The 17,722-nt window shown below is 40.1% G+C and carries 18 protein-coding genes; 4 read left to right on the forward strand and 14 right to left on the reverse strand.

Annotated features, from left to right (window positions below):
- Positions 1-5 precede the first annotated feature (5 nt).
- The 12 genes from BTO22_RS16065 to BTO22_RS16120 form a co-directional block, all read right to left on the reverse strand.
- Positions 6-563, reverse strand: coding sequence for a DUF6162 family protein (locus BTO22_RS16065; RefSeq protein WP_105056339.1), 558 nt, complete (start codon positions 561-563; stop codon positions 6-8).
- Positions 560-877: a hypothetical protein gene (locus BTO22_RS16070; protein ID WP_105056340.1), complete on the reverse strand. Its 318-nt coding sequence runs from the start codon at positions 875-877 to the stop codon at positions 560-562. Before BTO22_RS16070 ends, BTO22_RS16065 begins: the two co-directional genes overlap by 4 nt.
- Before the next feature lie 57 nt (positions 878-934).
- On the reverse strand, positions 935-1,765 hold the full coding sequence (locus BTO22_RS16075) for a DUF4198 domain-containing protein (protein ID WP_105056588.1): 831 nt from the start codon (positions 1,763-1,765) through the stop codon (positions 935-937).
- Between the two features lie 50 nt (positions 1,766-1,815).
- Positions 1,816-2,298 (reverse strand): DUF2271 domain-containing protein, encoded by a 483-nt coding sequence (locus tag BTO22_RS16080; protein ID WP_258132679.1) that lies wholly within the window; start codon positions 2,296-2,298, stop codon positions 1,816-1,818.
- Positions 2,299-2,372: 74 nt separating this feature from the next.
- A complete protein-coding gene (locus BTO22_RS16085) occupies positions 2,373-3,017 on the reverse strand; it encodes a PepSY-associated TM helix domain-containing protein (protein WP_060992085.1) in 645 nt (214 codons plus the stop codon).
- 160 nt (positions 3,018-3,177) lie between these two features.
- Positions 3,178-4,377: a tetratricopeptide repeat protein gene (locus BTO22_RS16090; RefSeq protein WP_374954027.1), complete on the reverse strand. Its 1,200-nt coding sequence runs from the start codon at positions 4,375-4,377 to the stop codon at positions 3,178-3,180.
- A complete protein-coding gene (locus BTO22_RS16095) occupies positions 4,377-4,997 on the reverse strand; it encodes an energy transducer TonB (RefSeq protein ID WP_105056343.1) in 621 nt (206 codons plus the stop codon). The genes BTO22_RS16090 and BTO22_RS16095 overlap by 1 nt, the downstream gene beginning before the upstream one ends.
- Positions 4,997-5,401 (reverse strand): ExbD/TolR family protein, encoded by a 405-nt coding sequence (locus BTO22_RS16100; protein WP_105056344.1) that lies wholly within the window; start codon positions 5,399-5,401, stop codon positions 4,997-4,999. The genes BTO22_RS16095 and BTO22_RS16100 overlap by 1 nt, the downstream gene beginning before the upstream one ends.
- A 2-nt stretch (positions 5,402-5,403) precedes the next feature.
- Entirely contained in the window at positions 5,404-5,907 is a 504-nt protein-coding gene (locus BTO22_RS16105) for a MotA/TolQ/ExbB proton channel family protein (RefSeq protein ID WP_105056345.1), read from the reverse strand.
- Positions 5,907-7,262, reverse strand: coding sequence for a MotA/TolQ/ExbB proton channel family protein (locus BTO22_RS16110; protein ID WP_105056346.1), 1,356 nt, complete (start codon positions 7,260-7,262; stop codon positions 5,907-5,909). The genes BTO22_RS16105 and BTO22_RS16110 overlap by 1 nt, the downstream gene beginning before the upstream one ends.
- Before the next feature lies 1 nt (position 7,263).
- Complete coding sequence (locus tag BTO22_RS16115; protein ID WP_105056347.1) at positions 7,264-8,031, reverse strand: DUF3450 domain-containing protein; 768 nt, start codon at positions 8,029-8,031, stop codon at positions 7,264-7,266.
- Positions 8,032-8,141: 110 nt separating this feature from the next.
- On the reverse strand, positions 8,142-10,244 hold the full coding sequence (locus BTO22_RS16120) for a TonB-dependent siderophore receptor (RefSeq protein ID WP_105056348.1): 2,103 nt from the start codon (positions 10,242-10,244) through the stop codon (positions 8,142-8,144).
- A 358-nt stretch (positions 10,245-10,602) separates the two neighbouring features.
- Between BTO22_RS16120 and BTO22_RS16125 the strand changes: the two genes are divergently transcribed.
- Entirely contained in the window at positions 10,603-11,694 is a 1,092-nt protein-coding gene (locus BTO22_RS16125) for a NapC/NirT family cytochrome c (RefSeq protein WP_105056349.1), read from the forward strand.
- Positions 11,695-11,704: 10 nt separating this feature from the next.
- Entirely contained in the window at positions 11,705-14,158 is a 2,454-nt protein-coding gene (locus BTO22_RS16130) for a molybdopterin guanine dinucleotide-containing S/N-oxide reductase (protein WP_105056350.1), read from the forward strand.
- Between the two features lie 110 nt (positions 14,159-14,268).
- Here the strand turns inward: BTO22_RS16130 and BTO22_RS16135 are convergent, their stop codons facing one another.
- Positions 14,269-15,651: a histidine kinase sensor domain-containing protein gene (locus BTO22_RS16135; protein ID WP_374954028.1), complete on the reverse strand. Its 1,383-nt coding sequence runs from the start codon at positions 15,649-15,651 to the stop codon at positions 14,269-14,271.
- A gap of 9 nt (positions 15,652-15,660) precedes the next feature.
- Positions 15,661-16,326 carry a response regulator transcription factor gene (locus BTO22_RS16140; RefSeq protein WP_105056351.1) on the reverse strand — a complete coding sequence of 222 codons (666 nt, stop codon included), beginning with the start codon at positions 16,324-16,326 and terminating at the stop codon, positions 15,661-15,663.
- Between the two features lie 238 nt (positions 16,327-16,564).
- On the opposite strand from BTO22_RS16140, the gene BTO22_RS16145 reads away from it, so the two are divergent.
- Both BTO22_RS16145 and BTO22_RS16150 read left to right on the forward strand, forming a co-directional pair.
- Positions 16,565-16,924 (forward strand): DUF3316 domain-containing protein, encoded by a 360-nt coding sequence (locus tag BTO22_RS16145; protein ID WP_105056352.1) that lies wholly within the window; start codon positions 16,565-16,567, stop codon positions 16,922-16,924.
- Positions 16,925-17,034: 110 nt separating this feature from the next.
- Positions 17,035-17,718, forward strand: a complete 684-nt coding sequence (locus BTO22_RS16150) for a heavy metal response regulator transcription factor (protein ID WP_105056353.1) — start codon at positions 17,035-17,037, stop codon at positions 17,716-17,718.
- Positions 17,719-17,722 lie beyond the last annotated feature (4 nt).

Genomic DNA, 17,722 nt, shown 5'->3' on the forward strand with positions numbered 1-17,722 from the left:
TGGTATCAATTTAAATGAGAGTCATGAGCAGGGAAGATAACTTGTACCCACTGCTGTTGAATGAGTTCGCTTTCATTCCAAGAGATAAAATCAGAAGAAGTAGACATCACATCAGAGTTCAGCCAAAGCTCAATATCATCGCCTTTCGCGTTAAAAATGAATGATGCAGCGCCTTCTTGTTTCGTTTTTAAACCCAAGTAAACCCCAGAGCCTAAATGCTGCCATTGGTGCATTCCACGGCGCTCCCAACTTTGGTCTTGTACAAAAGGCGGTAACCATTCATCTGCTAAGTAAGCAATCTCTGGCCATGAACTCTCTTTTGTTGATTCAGCCTGAATATCGTAAATTTCTTCATAGGCTAAACGTAGCTCAGCAATCATAGCTAAATCGTCTTGTGCTAAATCGGTGATAAGAACTTGGTGTGATTCAAGCTTTACGCCTTCATCGTTCGATTGATGATATGGCAACCCGACCACCGCAATAAGCAAAATGCACCCAATAATGAGTGCGATCCATTTGCCTTCTGCGCTTCCATTATCTGGAGTGACAGATTGAATAATCATTTCTCTGAGATCTCGACAACATCGACTTCAACAGGGCTTTCGTGTCCTGAATCAAACACTAAATAAAAATCCGTTTCAGGGTTTGTAAATTCTGCAATTGAGCGTTTATCTGTGGTTACTTTTGCAATCAAATTATCATCGTAATCATACATATTTACATCGTAATCAACGGCTTTACTGCCATCACTGTAGCCTGTTTCACACAGCACTTGATCCGATTCAAACCAACAGCTCATTAATGGAAAATGCGCAAAACTTGCAGAAGAAAAAAGAAGAGAAGAAACAAAAATGGTTTTCAGGTTTACTTTAGTCATGGATAAATCTCGATAAAAAAGCACCACGCGCCCTTATGGGGAGTGGTGCTAACTGCATTATTGAAGTAGAGCTTCAAACGTTAAGTGAACATTTACGCTTGCTTGTTCTGCAAGTGGATGGTCTTTCAATTCACCTTTATAATTTGATTTCATCAGGTAACGACCCGCAGTTTCAGGAGTAAAGGTGATCTTTCCTTCTTTATCACTCACTACGTCAATTTGTTCTTGATGATTGCGATATAGCGTCCCCTCACGAGTAATATCAGCCGTTACGCCCGCTTGAGGTTTACCATTAAAGAAGAATTGGAAAGTCACTGACTCGCCTTCAATAATGTCAGACGGGTGAGTTAATGGTTTAAGCTCTAACAAGGTATTATCAAGCTTCATCGCTTCTGTTGTTGGCTTACCCACTGTCACATAGCTTTCAGCACGAGTGAAACTCACTTGGCTTACGACATCACGCGATTTTTTAGGCAACACTAAATCACGATCAGCCTTGGTAGCTTTAATCCATTTCACCGTATCACGACGACCTGCTTTATATTGGGTGTAGTACGTCGGTTCATTATTGATACGAACTTTATGTGTGCCTTCTTCTTCAAAATAGAAATCGAACATTGAACGACGTTTGCCTTTAACCACAAAGTTTGGACGCTCGGTACGACCATCAGGCATAACTACTTGTGCTTGATCACTTCCTGCTGGTTTATCGAAAACAAACGTTCCGTGTGACGCGGTCACATCAAACGTAAGCCAATCACCACCTTCTTTAGATACTGTAAAATGAGAAGGCAATACCCAACGAGGGTGAGCGTTCGCAGTAGTAGCAACCAGTAAACCTGCTGCCATCACGCCAGTTAATACTGCGGCTTTGAACTTACTGTTCATTAATGTTGTTTTCATAATATGTTTAATTCCCTGATAAATAGACATCTAAATTATTTTTTATAATGGATGGTGATTTCGCCAGTCTCTTCTGTTGGCTTTAACTGATAAGTCATATCACTATTACCGAGTGTCATTTTTTGACGTAGGTAATTACGGCCACCATGTTCACGTACGACTTCAATGTGTAACGTGTAATCACCTTGCGGTAAGGCTTGACCAGAATCATCTTTGCCATCCCAACTAAACTTATATTTTCCTGCTGGTCGTGTTGCTGATGTAACTGCATCGATTAACTCGCGATCATAACGACCAACTTTTCTCCACCAGCTTCTTAAATCTTTTAGCCACTCATCTTTACCAACCCAAAGCTCAATCGTTTTTACTGACTTACGCTCGCTGTTTTCAATCCACACCGCTACATAAGGGCGTGCATACATGGTGGTCGTAATCGTCGGAAGCTCAAAAGCAACATCGACTTTTGCACTCTCAGAAATAGTCGCTGAATTAACCAAAAGAGGCGTCGTTACTATCATCGCTGCAATTGAATGACGTAAATAGGTAGAGAGTGAAGCCATTGTGATGTCCTTATGGATACAAGATAAAAGGGTTAAGGTACGGCAATAAAATACAATGCAAGCGTGATTGATGAGCCAAATGCCATCCACTTCATTGATGTCATCAGTGTTCTTTTTTTCGGTAAAATTAAGCACACGCCCGTAAGTACAAAAAAGACCATTAATAGCGCGGTAATATCAATGAATGCCTTCCAGACCTCACCGCTGTTTCGTCCTTTGTGTAAATCATTTAATAACGCAACAACGCCATAATTTGAGCTTTCGATGTCTGCTATGCCTGTCGTTAAATCAATATAAACAGACGCGTTATAACCAGGTCCTTTATAGTTTAATGACAATTCACCCTCAACTAATTCACCGTCTTCAACCTCGGTAAAAACATCGACATTAGAAGGCGTTCCAGAGAGGTCGGAATGCTGATTTAAGTAATTAAGCAAAGCGGCAGTGTTTGGTTTATTCCAAAATACTTTCTGATTTTCATCTAGAGAAAAAAGCACATTATTAGGAACAGAAAGAGTGGTATTTTTGATGTCTGGAGAACTGCTGACAAACCAATCAGGGCGATTTAGCGTGATCCCTGTGATCGAGAAAAATAAGACAACGAGTAGAAGCGCCATTGATACGTAGACATGTAAGCGACGCGCCCACAATTGTACTTGTTTATTTTTAAGCAGCATGAATAGACAGGATCAATTAATTATAATGGACGCCAATGTAATTGATAATGATTTGCGTTGACATTCAATTTACATTATTTACGTTTGTGGAAATTGTTAACGTCTATATTTATTGAAGAAGTGAAAGCCCTCATCATTAAATAAGGGCATTAAAGAAAGTTTACACTGAATTATTGGCTGTTTTTCTCAGTTGCGACAAATACTTTATCCATCCTTTTGCTTCATTTGATGGGGTAAAATCATTGGCTCTTTTCGCATGAAGTAACGCTGAATCTATTTGGTTCAATTTGTAATAAGCTCTTACTTTCGCTAACGCGATATCCTCGGTCTTTTTGTAATCTTTTACTTTATCTAAAGTTTTCAAGCCCTGTTTGTGGCGACCTTCTTGAATTTGCAATTGTGCAACCTGCCAATAAAAACGTGAATCTAGCGTCGCGGCTTTTGACCAAGTAACAATGGCTTTATCCCACTCTTTTGCTGCTTGCCAATAACTTGCTTGCATGGTCAGTAAATCAATATCACTTTGCGCTTCATCTAACTGACTTAGTACTTCAGCGGCTTTCTCTGGGATACCGCGTTGAGCATAAAGTTGAGCCAATAACTTCAGTTCTGATTGACTCAATTCTATCCCTTGTCGTTGAGCGAGAACCAAGGTATTTAACGCCTCTTTAGGTTGATTTAAGCGAAGTTGAATACTTGATAACTGCTGCCACCACGTCGCTTTATTTGGTTCTAATTCCAATAAGCTGTTTAATGTTGGGATGGCCGATTTCCATTGTTTTAATTGTAATTGTGCGCCTAGCTTAAGCACTAACGATTGGCTTTTTTCGCTTTCTTTCTTATATTTAGCAACACGTTCATGCTTATTTAATGCAGAAAGGACCTTTTCCCATTGAGCCAACTGGTAATGGGTTTGAGAAATACGGAACCATAAATCCCCAATATTCTGCTTTTCAGGGAGTGTTTTTGTTAATTGGTAATAATGCGGTAAGGCATCAGAAAAGCGTTGCTCAGTAAGTAAAAGATCCGCCAACATACGCTGAGTTACCCATGCCTGCTCATCGGCTAACTGCTTACTATTCACCGCTTTTGAAAGATAACTAACCGCTGAATTACTGTTGCCTGATTGCCAATAAAAAACACCCAACATACGTTGAATATAAGCTTTATCGTAATCGTTAGAAGGCGTGAGTACTGCCAATACATTAATCGCCTCTGGTATTTTTTCTTGCTGTTGTAATTGCAACGCTCGCTGTACTTTGCCCGCATTGTATTGACTAAGTTGCTGAGCTTGCACAGCCTCTGCAAAAAATAAAGCGGCGCTAAGAATAAGAACAGAAGCATGTAATTTTAATTTCATCATTTTGCTAACGTAAACTCCAATTTCACCGTTTGTCCAACTTGAGCAATGGCTTTCCCACCGACTATTTTTGGTTGATATTTCCATTTTTTCAACGCTTTAACGGCTTCTCTTTCAAACATTCTACGCGGTTTAGCGTCCGCCACTTTTACATCGGTTGGACGCCCTTGTTCATCAATGGTAAATGACATAACAACAAAGCCTTCAGCGCCTCTTTTCATTGCTTTTGATGGATAGCGAGGCTCAACACGATACAAAGGCATCGCTTGTTGATTACCGGTAAAATCTGCAAAACTCGGTGCATTAATCGCTAACCCTGAAATACCAGAATCCAAGCTCATTGGTGGCATTGAACTTTGTGGCGTCGCCATTGAGGTTTGAGTTTGAGACGCCATCGGTTTTGCCTCTGGTGGCGGCTCTGGTGTCTCTGGTTTTTCAGGCACTCGACGTTGACGACGTTGAACATCTTGATCTTGCTCTACCATCACCATATCAAAGCGAATCGTTTCACTGCTTTCAGGTTTACCGTTATGACCGTTGTCTACCATCCACGCCATAAACGTGAATAGCCCTACCGTCATAGAAAGCGCAATAGGCACTGCCAACAATAATCGCCACATTAATTTTTCTCCGCAGCCAATGCGATGCCTTTAACTCCCGCACCTTTAGCCGCATCCATGACTTTCACAACCGTACCGTTGTACGCATGTTCATCTGCTTGGATCACTAACGATACATCTGGTTGCTCTAGTAATAAATGCTCTAATGTCGCTTGAACTCGCTCTGCATCCACCATACGTTTATCAATGAAGATATCGTTAGACGCCGTGATTGCAACAAAGATACCGGCGTCTTTTTGACTTGATACATTACTCGCTTGAGGGCGATTTACTTCTACCCCTGATTCCCGAACAAATGAACTGGTTACGATAAAAAAGATCAGCATGATAAATACGATATCAAGCATTGACGTTAAATCGATTTGTGCTTCTTCTTGATTTGAAGAACGACGGCCAAGTCTCATGACTAACTCCTTAATGCTTTTTCTAAATGATGTTCTTTACGGCGGCATACTTTGGCTAAACGGGCATGGACAAACATACCCGCTAGCGCAGCAACCATGCCTGCCATGGTTGGTAATGTGGCTAATGAGATACCAGAAGCCATCAATTTAGGCTGGCTGCTGCCTTGATTTGCCATCACATCAAACACTGAGATCATGCCTGTTACTGTGCCTAACAAACCGATCATTGGGCAAATAGCAACAAGCACTTTGATGAAATTCATATATTGATTGAGCTGAAGATGTGCTTCACTTATCCAGCCATCACGGATCGTTTTTGCGTACCACGAATCGTGGTCGTCTCGCTGTTGCCATTTTTCTAAAAATACTTTTCGTTGCGCAGGAAAAGTAAATAATAAGAAAAACACACGCTCAACCACCAATAGCCAACACACGGCAACAACTGCACCCAACCACCATAAAATGGGGCCGCCTTGTGCCATAAAGTGAGAGAGAAAAGCCGTCATTACGCTGCCATTCCCATTGGTTTATTCAACGTTTCTTTTTCTGCTTGCTCAGCCACCAAACTCAAGCCTTGTTTTTCAAGAATAGTACGAATACTTTCCGCTTGTGAGCTTAAAATATTGTGAGTTAGTAACAATGGCATCGCTGCAACTAAGCCAAGCACCGTCGTCACTAGCGCCATTGAAATACCACCCGCCATCACTTTAGGGTCGCCATTACCAAATTGCGTGATCACTTGGAACGTTTCGATCATGCCTGTAACTGTACCTAAAAGACCTAACATTGGTGCCAATGCTGCTAATAGCTTCAGCATCGAAAGGCCTTTTTCTAGCCCTTGTTGCTCATCAACAATAGTTTCTAATAAGCGCAACTCTAAAGCTTCTACTGAACGATTCTGCTCTGCATCATAAACAGACAACACACGGCCTAGTGGATTCTGTCCTATGTTTTTTGGATCTTTTAATTGAGTACGGATTTGCTGGCGAACAACAAGCAATCTAACCCCATTAAATAATGAAATAAGTAAACCAATCGACAATAAACCCAAGATAATTTTACCCACAACACCACCCGCTTGAAGGCGATCTTTTAGGGTTGGGGAATTTGCTAGTTGATCAAGCATAATCCCACGAGAAGGGTCAGCAACCATCATCATTACTTGCTGCTGCTCCATTATAGATAATGTAGCTACAGAAGGAGCGAGATCGGGTTGTTGTGCATAATACGTCGCAACTTGTTTTTTGTTATCCCAATGTAAAAAGCCTTCATCACCAATCAATGCCATATTACCCAAGCGATACGCATTGATTTCAGAACGATGACCAGCACCATTAATAACAGTTATTGGTATTAACGATAAATCCGAACTTGCTTGCGCTTGTTGGGCCATGGTTTGCCATAAAGCCGTTAGTTGGCTCATTGATGGCAAAGATTTAGCCGCAACAATATCATTAATTATCTCAGCATTATTAGCATCAGTCATGCCTGTTACTGAGTTTTTCAATTCAACATCAAGGTCTTTTGCCGTCTGTCTAACCACACCAAAAAGCTCACCTAAACTGCCTGTCTCTAAATGCAATTGCTGCTCTAAAGTTGCTAATGTCTTTTCATTTTTACTAAACGTTGCGCTTAAAACATCACTCTCTTTTTGCAGTTGTTTACGTTCTGCAATGAGTGCATTTTTTTGAGCCTTCAAGCTCTGTTCAGTTTGCTTAAAACCAGATTCTCGCTGAGCATTATGTTGTTTTTGATCTTGGCTTGCTTGTTTTGTTTCTTGAACTAATTCTGAACTTGCCGCTACGCCATAAGTAGAAAAGCCCAGCAGTGAAATAGCTAAAATAAGTGGTTTAATCGTCATGTTATTTCACCTCTTTTAAAGATAAAGAGATAGGAAGAACCAATAAACTTGGTGCAATTTGTTTGTAAGCTAATGCGTAAGCTTTACCTAGCTCATCATTGAATGAAGAGTCAACCGCTTGCCATTGGTTGGTGTAGGTATTCCAACTCCAATATTGCGATGAATCTAAACGGCGAGCCATCAATGAAACACGACCTAAATGCAGCATATCGGCATCAATTAGTTCATCATTTTCTACGGTAATTTGCGTTTGATATGAACCTAATTTTGAACCGTAATCCATTTCAATTTGATACGCTTCAAGAATACGACGGTACTTCTCGGCATCGCTAACATCTGCTCTTGTCATCATATGCTCAAGCTTTTCGATGCGTAGTTGACGCTCTTCAATCTTGATTGGTTTATCTTGCTCAACAAGGTCGGTTAATCCTGAAAGCATTTTATACATCAATGGAACAACGCCTTGGCGAGTGTCTTTGATGGTTTCAATTTGAGTATTTAAGTTAGTCATTTCTTGTTGCTGACTATTCACCAAACCAGTGAGGTGATCACGATAGACCGCAAGATTCTTTACTTCTTCTTGAAGTCGCTCAATATCCGCTTTATACGCTAGCGTTGCTTCTGCGCTTTTATCAATTTTGCTTTGGCTAACTGCTGAAGCCGTATTTGATTTACTCTCGATAGATCGAGCTTGATCAAGAGTGTTCGCTTGAGCGGTTGTGATCACGGTAGCTAACGCTATTCCAATACTGGTTTTTAAAATATTCATATCATCTATTTCTTAACTGTTATTTTTTAAGATCTATCTCTTAAAGAATTTGCCTTCAAATAAACGCACTAAAGGGAGACCGAAGCCTCCCTTATATTTAATGCGCTAAATTAGTATTTAACTTGCAGTGTCGCCATGTAGTTTCGGCCCTCGCCAATAACAACATTTTGCGCACCATCGGTTGCATAACCATTTTTACCCGTTGAACCGCCACCCGCTAAATAATCAGTATCGAATAAGTTTTCAACATTAAAACGAGCTACAAAGGTTAAATCTTGATCGTATTTAATCGTATGTGCTAAACCTAAATCAAAACGAGTGTAGCCATCTTTCTTAAAGGTATTCGCTGCATCTCCGTAACGCTCACCCACATAAATAGCACCTAGATTTGCATTGGTATTATTTGTGAATGCATAACGAGTCCACACCGTAGCTGAATACTCAGGTACATCCGCAGGGCGGTTACCTTCATATTTTTCATCTTTTGCATATTCAGCATCTAAATAAGTAGCAGAACCACTCATAGATAACTGCTCAGTAATAAAGCCTTGTACTGCTAACTCAGCACCACGGTGAACTCGCTCTCCTGATTGTGTTTTTTCTTTCTTACCATTACCTAAATCAACATCAATCATAGAGTTTTCTTGTGTAATATCAAACACAGCACCAGATACGAACAATTGGTTATCCATTAGCTCCCATTTAGTACCTAGTTCATATAGTTTACCGCGTAATGGATCTAACTTTTGACCATCATTTACATATTCATTACCAGAAACTTCACCTTGCATTTCAAAGCTTTCAGAATACGTGGCATAAATAGAACCGGAATCTGTTGGGTGATAAATTACAGCCAATTTAGGAGAAGTAGCCTCTTCAGCTAAACCTTCTTCAACTTGTCGATCAAAACGAACACCCACAAGTGCTTGCCATTGCTCATTAAATGTAATCATATCTTGAGCATAGAAACCCCATGTATCGTATTCTGAATGAGTATCTCGAGGATCTTTATTTGGGTTACGAACAGGGGCTTGAGCTGGTTCACCAACCGTTGCTGTTGTACTGTTGAATGAATACTCTAAACGATCATAGCTATAACCTAACCAGTTGCTACCAAACAACATTTGGTGGCTTACACCTAATGCATCGAATTCACCAATAAGATCAATACTTGCTGTTTGGAATACCCAATTATCAGTACGATCACTACCACCCTGAGTATAAGTACCCGTCGTTGGATCATATGTTTCTTCTTTCGGGAAGCTTTCTACATCATGACGGTTAAAATCTTGGTAATTATAACTTGCATTAATACGCCATGTATCTGTTAGATTTGCAGCAACATCAATACCTATATTTTCAACATCATTTTCAATTTTTGACCACTGCGCATCCCAGATATGATCATCACCAATTACTGTTTTGCCATCTTTGATATATGCGCCAGAATCGACACTACCATCATCAATTGTACGGTCGTAATGCAGTGAAACAGTCACGTCTTCTGTTACATCATAATCTAAGAATAAACCACCAACAAAACGTTCAGTTGATGGGACTGTTCCATCACTGTATTCACGCCATGAGTTGTAAGTTTGTTTTGAAACAATTGCACGACCACGTAACGTTTGAGCATCATTTAATGAGCCACTCACATCAGCAGTTGTTCGTGAATCATTATTTGAGCCAAGATCTTGGCTAACACTTACTTGAGTTTCATAGGTTGGCTTCTTAGCCACCATATTAACTAACCCCCCCGGAGCTGATTGACCATAAAGCAAACCAGATGGACCTTTAAGAATTTCAACACGTTCTAGTAATTCAATTGGTTGACGGTAATGAGACCAATGCTGTTTTCCATCACGCAAAAAACCAGAGCTGCTGCTTAGCTCGAAGCCTCGTAACGTAAATTGTTCACGGTTACGTGTTGTTGCACCTGCACCAATACTCGCGTCATTCTTCAACACTTCACCAAGCGTACTTGCACGTTGCTCATCGATAAGCTGCTCATCAATCACGCTCACTTGCCCTGGAGTTTCTAGTTGAGTTGCCTCCATACGCATTGATGTTGAGTTTGTGTCGGCTTTATAACCGTAATCACGGCCTGTAACGACCATGTGCTCATCAGTAGTTGATGTGTCTGTTTCAGCGTAAGCAAGAGGGGTAGATAAAACTGCGCCAATAACGAGAGCCAACTGACTTTTAGAAAACATATTCCATTATCTCCAAATCTTTTATTAAACAAGTGATTAAATTCTGAGATGGAATATAAATGATAATTGTTACTATTTGCATTAAATTTACATTCTTTGCATTTGTATAGAAACCTCACTCTATTTAAACCAACCAATTTTATTAGTAACAAAATAAAAGCAAAGTTATCACAAACTAAGCAAACGTTTTATTTCGATAAAATAAAATCAAACATACCGCTATTAATAGAATTCTCAATTTTGAGCTTAACATTACACTTTCTGACATATATAAACTTTTTCTTACACGAAATTAACCCCAAAGTGGTAATATAAATTATGACCACACAAAGAATGTGGCTAAATTAAGGATCATATTATGAACAAACGCTATATTGCTTTAATCGCTGCCATTGGTATTGCCATTGGTTGGATAACCTTGGGCGGTACACAAGCCGTACTCCACGCAACGTCAACCACTGAATTTTGTGTCTCATGCCATACGATGGAAAAACCATTGCATGAATATCAAGGTTCTGTTCACTTTAGTAACCAAAAAGGCATTCGTGCCGAATGTGCTGATTGTCATATTCCTGAAGAACCAATTGATTACCTAATTACGAAAATTCGTGCGTCGAAAGACATCTATCACGAGTTTGTTACTGGCAAAATTGACACCGATGAAAAGTATGAAGAACATCGTTTAGCGATGGCTGAAACTGTATGGGAACAAATGCGTGCAAATGATTCTGCTACTTGTCGTTCTTGCCACAGCTTTGATGCGATGGAAACTTACGACCAATCAGCAAGTGCACAAAAAATGCATGCTTACGGAAGAGAAAACAACCAAACCTGTATTGATTGTCACAAAGGCGTCGCTCACTTTGCACCACAAGCAACATTAGATACCTCTGCGTTTGACCACCTTTTTGACATGGCGAAAAACACCAAAGCTGATGCTGAAAAAGTTTACCCTATCGAAAGCATCAAAATGGCTGACTTAGCAACAATCAATCCAACGGTTGAACTAACTACCGTAAGTAATGATGAAGGCAAACGTACAGTGACTGTTTCTGGCTACCAAATGAAGGGCGCAGAATCTGTTATCTACATGGGTGAAGGCCAACGTTCAATCATTGCGACTCTTACTGATACAGGCATCAAATCGCTGACACTAGGTGAAGCGAACACAGATGCTTATGGCAATGAATGGCGCACCGCTGAACTGACTGGCACAATCGAATCTCCTGTTCTTGCCTCTAATCAACCATTATGGGATTACGCAGAAGAGCTAGATAATGTCTACTGTGCAACGTGTCACGCGAAAATTCCGGCAAATCACTTCACAGTTAACTCTTGGGGCCCTGTTGCAAAAAGCATGGGTGCACGTACTGATATCTCTGAGCTAAATCTTGAGATCTTAACTAAATTCTTCCAAAACCACGCGAAAGACGTGGCAACTCATCAATAAGGGAGTGACTATGACTACTATTACTCGTCGCGGCTTTTTAAAAGGCGCAGGTGCATCTGCTGGTGCATTAGCGATCACGTCAATCGCTCCGTTATCTGTGAACGCCTCTACGCTTGGTCGTACAGATTCATTAATTCTAACCGCTGGTCGTATGGGTCCATTACTTTGTGAAGTCAAAGATGGCCAACTTATCTCAACCAAAAGTGGCTTAGCGCAAACGGTACCAAACAGCTTGCAACAAACTGGTCCATCACAGGTTTACACTAAAGCTCGTGTTAAATACCCAATGGTTCGTAAAGGCTATTTAGAAAACCCAAGCAACCCTCAAGGTCTACGTGGCAGTGATGAATTTGTGCAAGTGTCATGGGATGATGCTTACAAGCTAATCCACGAGCAACATATGCGTATTCGTGAAAGCTACGGTCCAGAATCAATCTTTGCTGGTTCTTACGGTTGGCGTTCAAGTGGTGTATTACATAAAGCTCAAACGCTACTGCAACGTTACATGAGCATGTCTGGTGGCTATGCAGGTCACCTAGGTGATTACTCAACGGGTGCAGCTCAAGTTATCATGCCGCACGTTGTTGGCTCTATCGAAGTATATGAACAACAAACGACTTACCCTGTGATCTTAGAAAACAGTGAAGTGGTTGTGCTATGGGGCTTAAACCCAATTAATACCTTAAAAATCGCATGGTCTTCAACCGATGGTCAAGGTCTTGAGTTTTTCCACCAACTGAAAAAATCGGGCAAGACCGTTATTATCATTGACCCAATGCGTTCAGAAACCGCTGAATTCTTTGGTGATAAAGCAGAATGGATCGCGCCTAATCCGCAATCTGATGTAGCTATGATGATGGGTATTGCTTACCAGTTAATCAAAACACAACAGCACGACACTGAATTCCTTGCTAAATATACGGTCGGCTTTGAACAATTTGAAGCCTACCTAATGGGTAAAGAAGACGGCATCGAGAAAACCCCACAATGGGCTGAAGCTATTTGTGGCGTTCCTGCAAAACAGATGGAGCTACTGGCTAAGATCTTCAAAGAAAACCGCACCATGCTAATGGCTGGTTGGGGTATGCAACGTCAACAACATGGTGAACAGCGTCACTGGATGCTGACGGTTCTTGCTTCTATGCTTGGTCAAGTTGGTCTACCGGGCGGTGGTTTTGGTTATTCATACCACTACTCAAATGGCGGTAACCCAACACGTGACGCAGGCGTACTACCAGCAATGTCTCCTACGCTAGGCGGAAGCTCTGCAGGTGGTAATGATTGGGCTGTTCAAGGTTCAGTTACGGCTTTCCCTGTTGCTCGTATTGTTGAGTGTTTAGAAAAACCGGGAACAGAATATCAACACAATGGCCATACGCTAACTTTCCCAGAGCTGAAAATGATCTGGTGGGCGGGCGGTGCTAACTTTACGCATCACCAAGATACTAACCGTTTGATCAAAGCATGGCAGAAACCTGAGCTGATCGTTATTTCAGAACCGTACTGGACTGCTGCAGCTAAACACGCAGATATTGTTCTACCAATTACGACCTCATTTGAGCGTAATGATATGACGATGACGGGCGATTACTCTAACCAACACCTTGTTCCTATGAAGCAAGTGGTTGAGCCACAAAACGAAGCTCGTAGTGATTTAGACGTATTCGCAGATATGGCTGAGCACCTAAAACCAGGTGGCCGAAATGTGTATATGGAAAACAAAACGGAGATGGAATGGCTTCGTGATTTCTATAAAACAGCACAAAAAGGCGGTCGTAACGCACGCGTACCAATGATGAATTTCTCTAAGTTCTGGGAAGCAAACAAGCTTATCGAAATGAAATGGAATGCGAAAAACGCAGAGTTTGTGCGTTTTGGTGACTTCCGTAAAGATCCGATCATGAATCCACTAGGGACGCCAAGTGGTAAGATTGAGATCTTCTCTAAAACCATCGAAAGTTACAAACTGGATGATTGTCCTCCACACCCAGTATGGATGGAACCAACTGAGTGGATGTTCAACTACACAGATGGTGAATTGCAGTTAATGACATCGCACTCAGCACACCGTTTGCACAGTCAATTTAACTATGCAGATCTTCGTAAGGAATATGCGGTACAAAACCGTGAACCAATTACGATTCACCCTGAAGATGCAAAAGCTCGCGGTATTAAAGATGGTGATTTAGTTCGCGCTTACAACCAACGTGGTCAAGTTCTGGTTGGTGCTTTTGTTTCTGATGGCATTAAAAAAGGCAGCGTATGTATCCACGAAGGAGCATGGCCTGATTTAGATCCTAAGACAGGTATGTGTAAAAACGGCGGACCAAACGTACTAACGATGGATATTCCAACCTCTCGTTTAGGTAATGGTAACTGCGGTAACTCTGGGGTTGTAAAAATTGAAAAATTCACAGGTGTAGCACCAACATTAACCGCGTTTACACCACCAATGAATGGGTAATATGATTTAGTTCATACCTATAAATAACAAACCCGAGCACGTAATGTGCTCGGGTTTATTTTTATATCGCTATAAATTTTTCAATCTCTTTATCGTCACTCGAATAAACGTTAAATAGGGAACAAAAGTGCTATTCTCAAGCCACCCTCTTTTCTATTCTCAGCAATGACTTTTCCTTTCATCACGACCATCGCTTCTTTCACAATCGCAAGTCCTAATCCATAACCTCCCGATTGTTTATCTCTCGCGGATTCTAATCGAGTAAATGGAGAAAAAATATCTGAAAGTTGATGCTCTGGAATGCCGAAGCCATCGTCTTCAACAATGACTGCAACATATTCTTTATCTTGCTCTAAATATGGCATAACGACCACCTGGATCGTCGCTGTTTCACCTGCATATTTAATCGCATTACCAATTAAATTACTGATAACACGAGTCACTAAACGTGGGTCTGCCATCACCATAGGGATAGGCTTTGTTGATGTCATTTCTAAGGTTTGATTTGGCTTTAAATCCACATGACGTTGAGCCACTTGAGCACTGCAGTGGCTTTCTAACATAACCGCTTCTAATTTTGTAGAGTACCGCGCATTCTCTAAACGGCTAAACTCTAAGATTTCACCAACTAACGTATTCATTTCTGTTGATTCATTATCTAAGCGATCCAACAAATGAACATGTTCGTTATCCGTTTTTTTTCTTAATAAATGCAAAGCTAAGTTATGTCGTGCGAGTGGTGTTCTTAATTCATGTGAAACATCACGAATAAGACGTTTTTGTTTCTCAGCCAGAGAGTGTATTTCACTCGTCATATTATCAAAGTCATGCGCAAGTTCACTAAATTCTCGTACCGAATGGCCAATTTCATCAGCAACTTTAATCGTAAAATCCCCTTCAGATAAACGGTGGCTTACTTCTCTTAATTTATCTAATGGTCTTTGCAAATAACGTGCGATTACCCATGAAAATAATCCTAATATTGCGCCTGATATTAGAATTTTAATAATACTAAAATACAACGAGAAATTATGTGCCGGATGATATTTATACGGCATTTGCATCACTATCGTGAGCCCATTATTAAGTGGGATTCCAATAATGGGTTGATTCACTTCACTATCAAGTTGGGTATTTAATGGACGTAAATACTTTAACTTAAATTCAAAATGAGGATGCATGTCTCTGTGTGTAATTGGATGATTGTTCTTATCCAATACGAACAAATAATATTCTTGAGCATTAGCCCAGTCAGCTAACTCATCCATGTCTCCCTCATCAATCAACACATTAGCTTGATAAGCAAGATCCAACATTTCCTCTTGAATTGATGATGGAATACGCAACATCGATTTCATCAACGCAATTTCAGCAAGACTTTGTAATGAAATAATAAGAAACAAACTCACAGCAAAAGCACTGAATAAGCGAAAAGCCAATCCGTTCTTATGCTTACGTATAAAAGGAGGGCAAGAACTAAACCAACGAGAAATCATCGCCATTTATCCATTAACCACTTTAATAAAGCTATATCCTCGACCACGCACTGTTTTTATATGCTGTTTTGATAAACCAGATTGCAATAACTTACGACGAATATTACTGATATGCATATCCAAATTACGATCAAACGGGCAAAGTTCTTTTTTCAGGATATTAACTTGAAGATCTGACTTAGAGACAACAACATCCATATTTTTAATTAGATATTGCAATAACTCCGATTCAGTTTCAGTTAGCGGTAAACGTAAAAATTGCTCAGAAAGATCTTCAGTCGCTCCCACATAACTTTGGCGCTGACGCTCTAACCCTACACGACGTAAAATAGCAGTAATACGAACTAACAATTCTGGCACATTAAAAGGCTTAGCAATAAAATGATCGGCCCCTGCTTGCAAGCCATCAAGCATCGACGCTTCATCACCCAATGCAGTCAGCATAAGAATAGGTGTAGCAAAGCGCTGGCAAATACGTCGTGCTACTTGATAACCATCAAGCTTAGGAAGCATCACATCTAATAAAACAAGAACAACAGAATGGCTCTGAATATACTCTAGAGCACTTTCACCACAATGCACACAATCAACATCATAGCCTTCATCTTGTAATACTTCTTTTAATAGATTACATAGCTCAATGTCGTCATCGACTACTAAAATACGGGACACGTTTACTTACCATACAAATAAAAATCGTTCGCATTCTAATCTCACCATCACATCAGCGCAATAAAGAATTTCAAATGACGCTTGTTTCTTCCTTCTTAACGATATTAATCATAAAAAAGCACAATAGATTACTTAAAAGCAAACATGACAAAAATGTCATATAACAGACCCCTTTATGTCACTTTCACCCAGCTATTATGAACCTACTTAAACAAAACAGCTCATTAAGGAATTTATTATGAAATCATTTAAAACACTGGCTCTATCAACCATTATTATTCTTGCAAGCTCAAGTGCAATGGCAAACCCAGTCGTTACTAGCGGTAACTACATCAGTAAGGCAAGCCACACTATTCTTTATACTGACCACGTTACAACTAAAGAGATAGCTTACAATCAAGCCTTAACTCAATTAAATAAGCTTGATAACAGCTCATCAGCTGAGCTGAAGAAAATATTAAAAGTCACTTCACAAAACATCAGCTTAGATGACCAGAGTTATATTACGGTTCAAGAAACCATGAACATGCAAGGACAAATACAATACACAGGGTTAATACACGCGAACTATCACTATTTAGAACATACCTCTAACTAATGATTAATTTTTTGCCCTATTATTTATTAATAAAGATATCATATAAGAGATATGCGACTATATTGTATTGATACCCAATGATTGTTCTCCAGATTAAAAGAAGTGACACGATGAAACTACTTATAATAGAAGACGAAACAAAAGCTGGAGATTATCTCAAAAAGGGATTAACAGAATCTGGTTACACTGTTGATCTGTCGCGTGATGGCGTTGATGGTTTATATAACGCAACGACATATCAATACGATTTAATCATCTTAGATGTCATGCTACCCAAACTAAATGGGTGGCAAATTTTACAAACTCTTAGAAATTGTGAAAATAACACGCCTATTATAATGCTCACGGCAAAAGACCAAATAGACGACAGAGTGAAAGGATTTGAACTCGGCGCGAATGATTACCTAATCAAGCCCTTTGCTTTTGCTGAATTAAAAGCTCGTATTGAAAATGCATTGAGATCTCAAGTACCCCATCCGCACTCTCAAAAAGTTAACGAATTAGTTTTATGTGATTTAAAGCTCGATCTTTTAAAGCACACCGCCACAAGAAATCACGATAATATCCTCTTAACAGCAAAAGAGTTCTCACTGCTTGAATTATTCATGCGTAAACAAGGTGAAGTACTCTCAAGAACGACCATTGCATCTCTTATTTGGGATATGAATTTTGACAGCGATACCAATGTTATTGATGTCGCAGTGAAACGACTCAGAGCGAAAATCGATAAGCCTTATGATACTCAACTCATTCATACTATCCGTGGAATGGGTTACAAAATGGATGAACTATAACTAG

Origin of the sequence: Aliivibrio sifiae, from assembly GCF_002954705.1 — a bacterium.
GTDB classification, from domain to species: domain Bacteria; phylum Pseudomonadota; class Gammaproteobacteria; order Enterobacterales; family Vibrionaceae; genus Aliivibrio; species Aliivibrio sifiae_A.

What these genes read in the sequence shown, in the direction of transcription:
- BTO22_RS16125 (WP_105056349.1), top strand. Translation starts at nt 10,603, where the DNA reads ATGAACAAACGCTATATTGCTTTAATCGCTGCCATTGGTATTGCCATT.
- BTO22_RS16145 (WP_105056352.1), top strand. Translation starts at nt 16,565, where the DNA reads ATGAAATCATTTAAAACACTGGCTCTATCAACCATTATTATTCTTGCA.
- BTO22_RS16120 (WP_105056348.1), bottom strand. Translation starts at nt 10,244, where the DNA reads ATGTTTTCTAAAAGTCAGTTGGCTCTCGTTATTGGCGCAGTTTTATCT.
- BTO22_RS16090 (WP_374954027.1), bottom strand. Translation starts at nt 4,377, where the DNA reads ATGAAATTAAAATTACATGCTTCTGTTCTTATTCTTAGCGCCGCTTTA.
- BTO22_RS16100 (WP_105056344.1), bottom strand. Translation starts at nt 5,401, where the DNA reads ATGAGACTTGGCCGTCGTTCTTCAAATCAAGAAGAAGCACAAATCGAT.
- BTO22_RS16105 (WP_105056345.1), bottom strand. Translation starts at nt 5,907, where the DNA reads ATGACGGCTTTTCTCTCTCACTTTATGGCACAAGGCGGCCCCATTTTA.
- BTO22_RS16080 (WP_258132679.1), bottom strand. Translation starts at nt 2,298, where the DNA reads ATGATAGTAACGACGCCTCTTTTGGTTAATTCAGCGACTATTTCTGAG.
- BTO22_RS16110 (WP_105056346.1), bottom strand. Translation starts at nt 7,262, where the DNA reads ATGACGATTAAACCACTTATTTTAGCTATTTCACTGCTGGGCTTTTCT.
- BTO22_RS16095 (WP_105056343.1), bottom strand. Translation starts at nt 4,997, where the DNA reads ATGTGGCGATTATTGTTGGCAGTGCCTATTGCGCTTTCTATGACGGTA.
- BTO22_RS16075 (WP_105056588.1), bottom strand. Translation starts at nt 1,765, where the DNA reads ATGAACAGTAAGTTCAAAGCCGCAGTATTAACTGGCGTGATGGCAGCA.
- BTO22_RS16065 (WP_105056339.1), bottom strand. Translation starts at nt 563, where the DNA reads ATGATTATTCAATCTGTCACTCCAGATAATGGAAGCGCAGAAGGCAAA.
- BTO22_RS16085 (WP_060992085.1), bottom strand. Translation starts at nt 3,017, where the DNA reads ATGCTGCTTAAAAATAAACAAGTACAATTGTGGGCGCGTCGCTTACAT.
- BTO22_RS16150 (WP_105056353.1), top strand. Translation starts at nt 17,035, where the DNA reads ATGAAACTACTTATAATAGAAGACGAAACAAAAGCTGGAGATTATCTC.
- BTO22_RS16070 (WP_105056340.1), bottom strand. Translation starts at nt 877, where the DNA reads ATGACTAAAGTAAACCTGAAAACCATTTTTGTTTCTTCTCTTCTTTTT.
- BTO22_RS16130 (WP_105056350.1), top strand. Translation starts at nt 11,705, where the DNA reads ATGACTACTATTACTCGTCGCGGCTTTTTAAAAGGCGCAGGTGCATCT.
- BTO22_RS16115 (WP_105056347.1), bottom strand. Translation starts at nt 8,031, where the DNA reads ATGAATATTTTAAAAACCAGTATTGGAATAGCGTTAGCTACCGTGATC.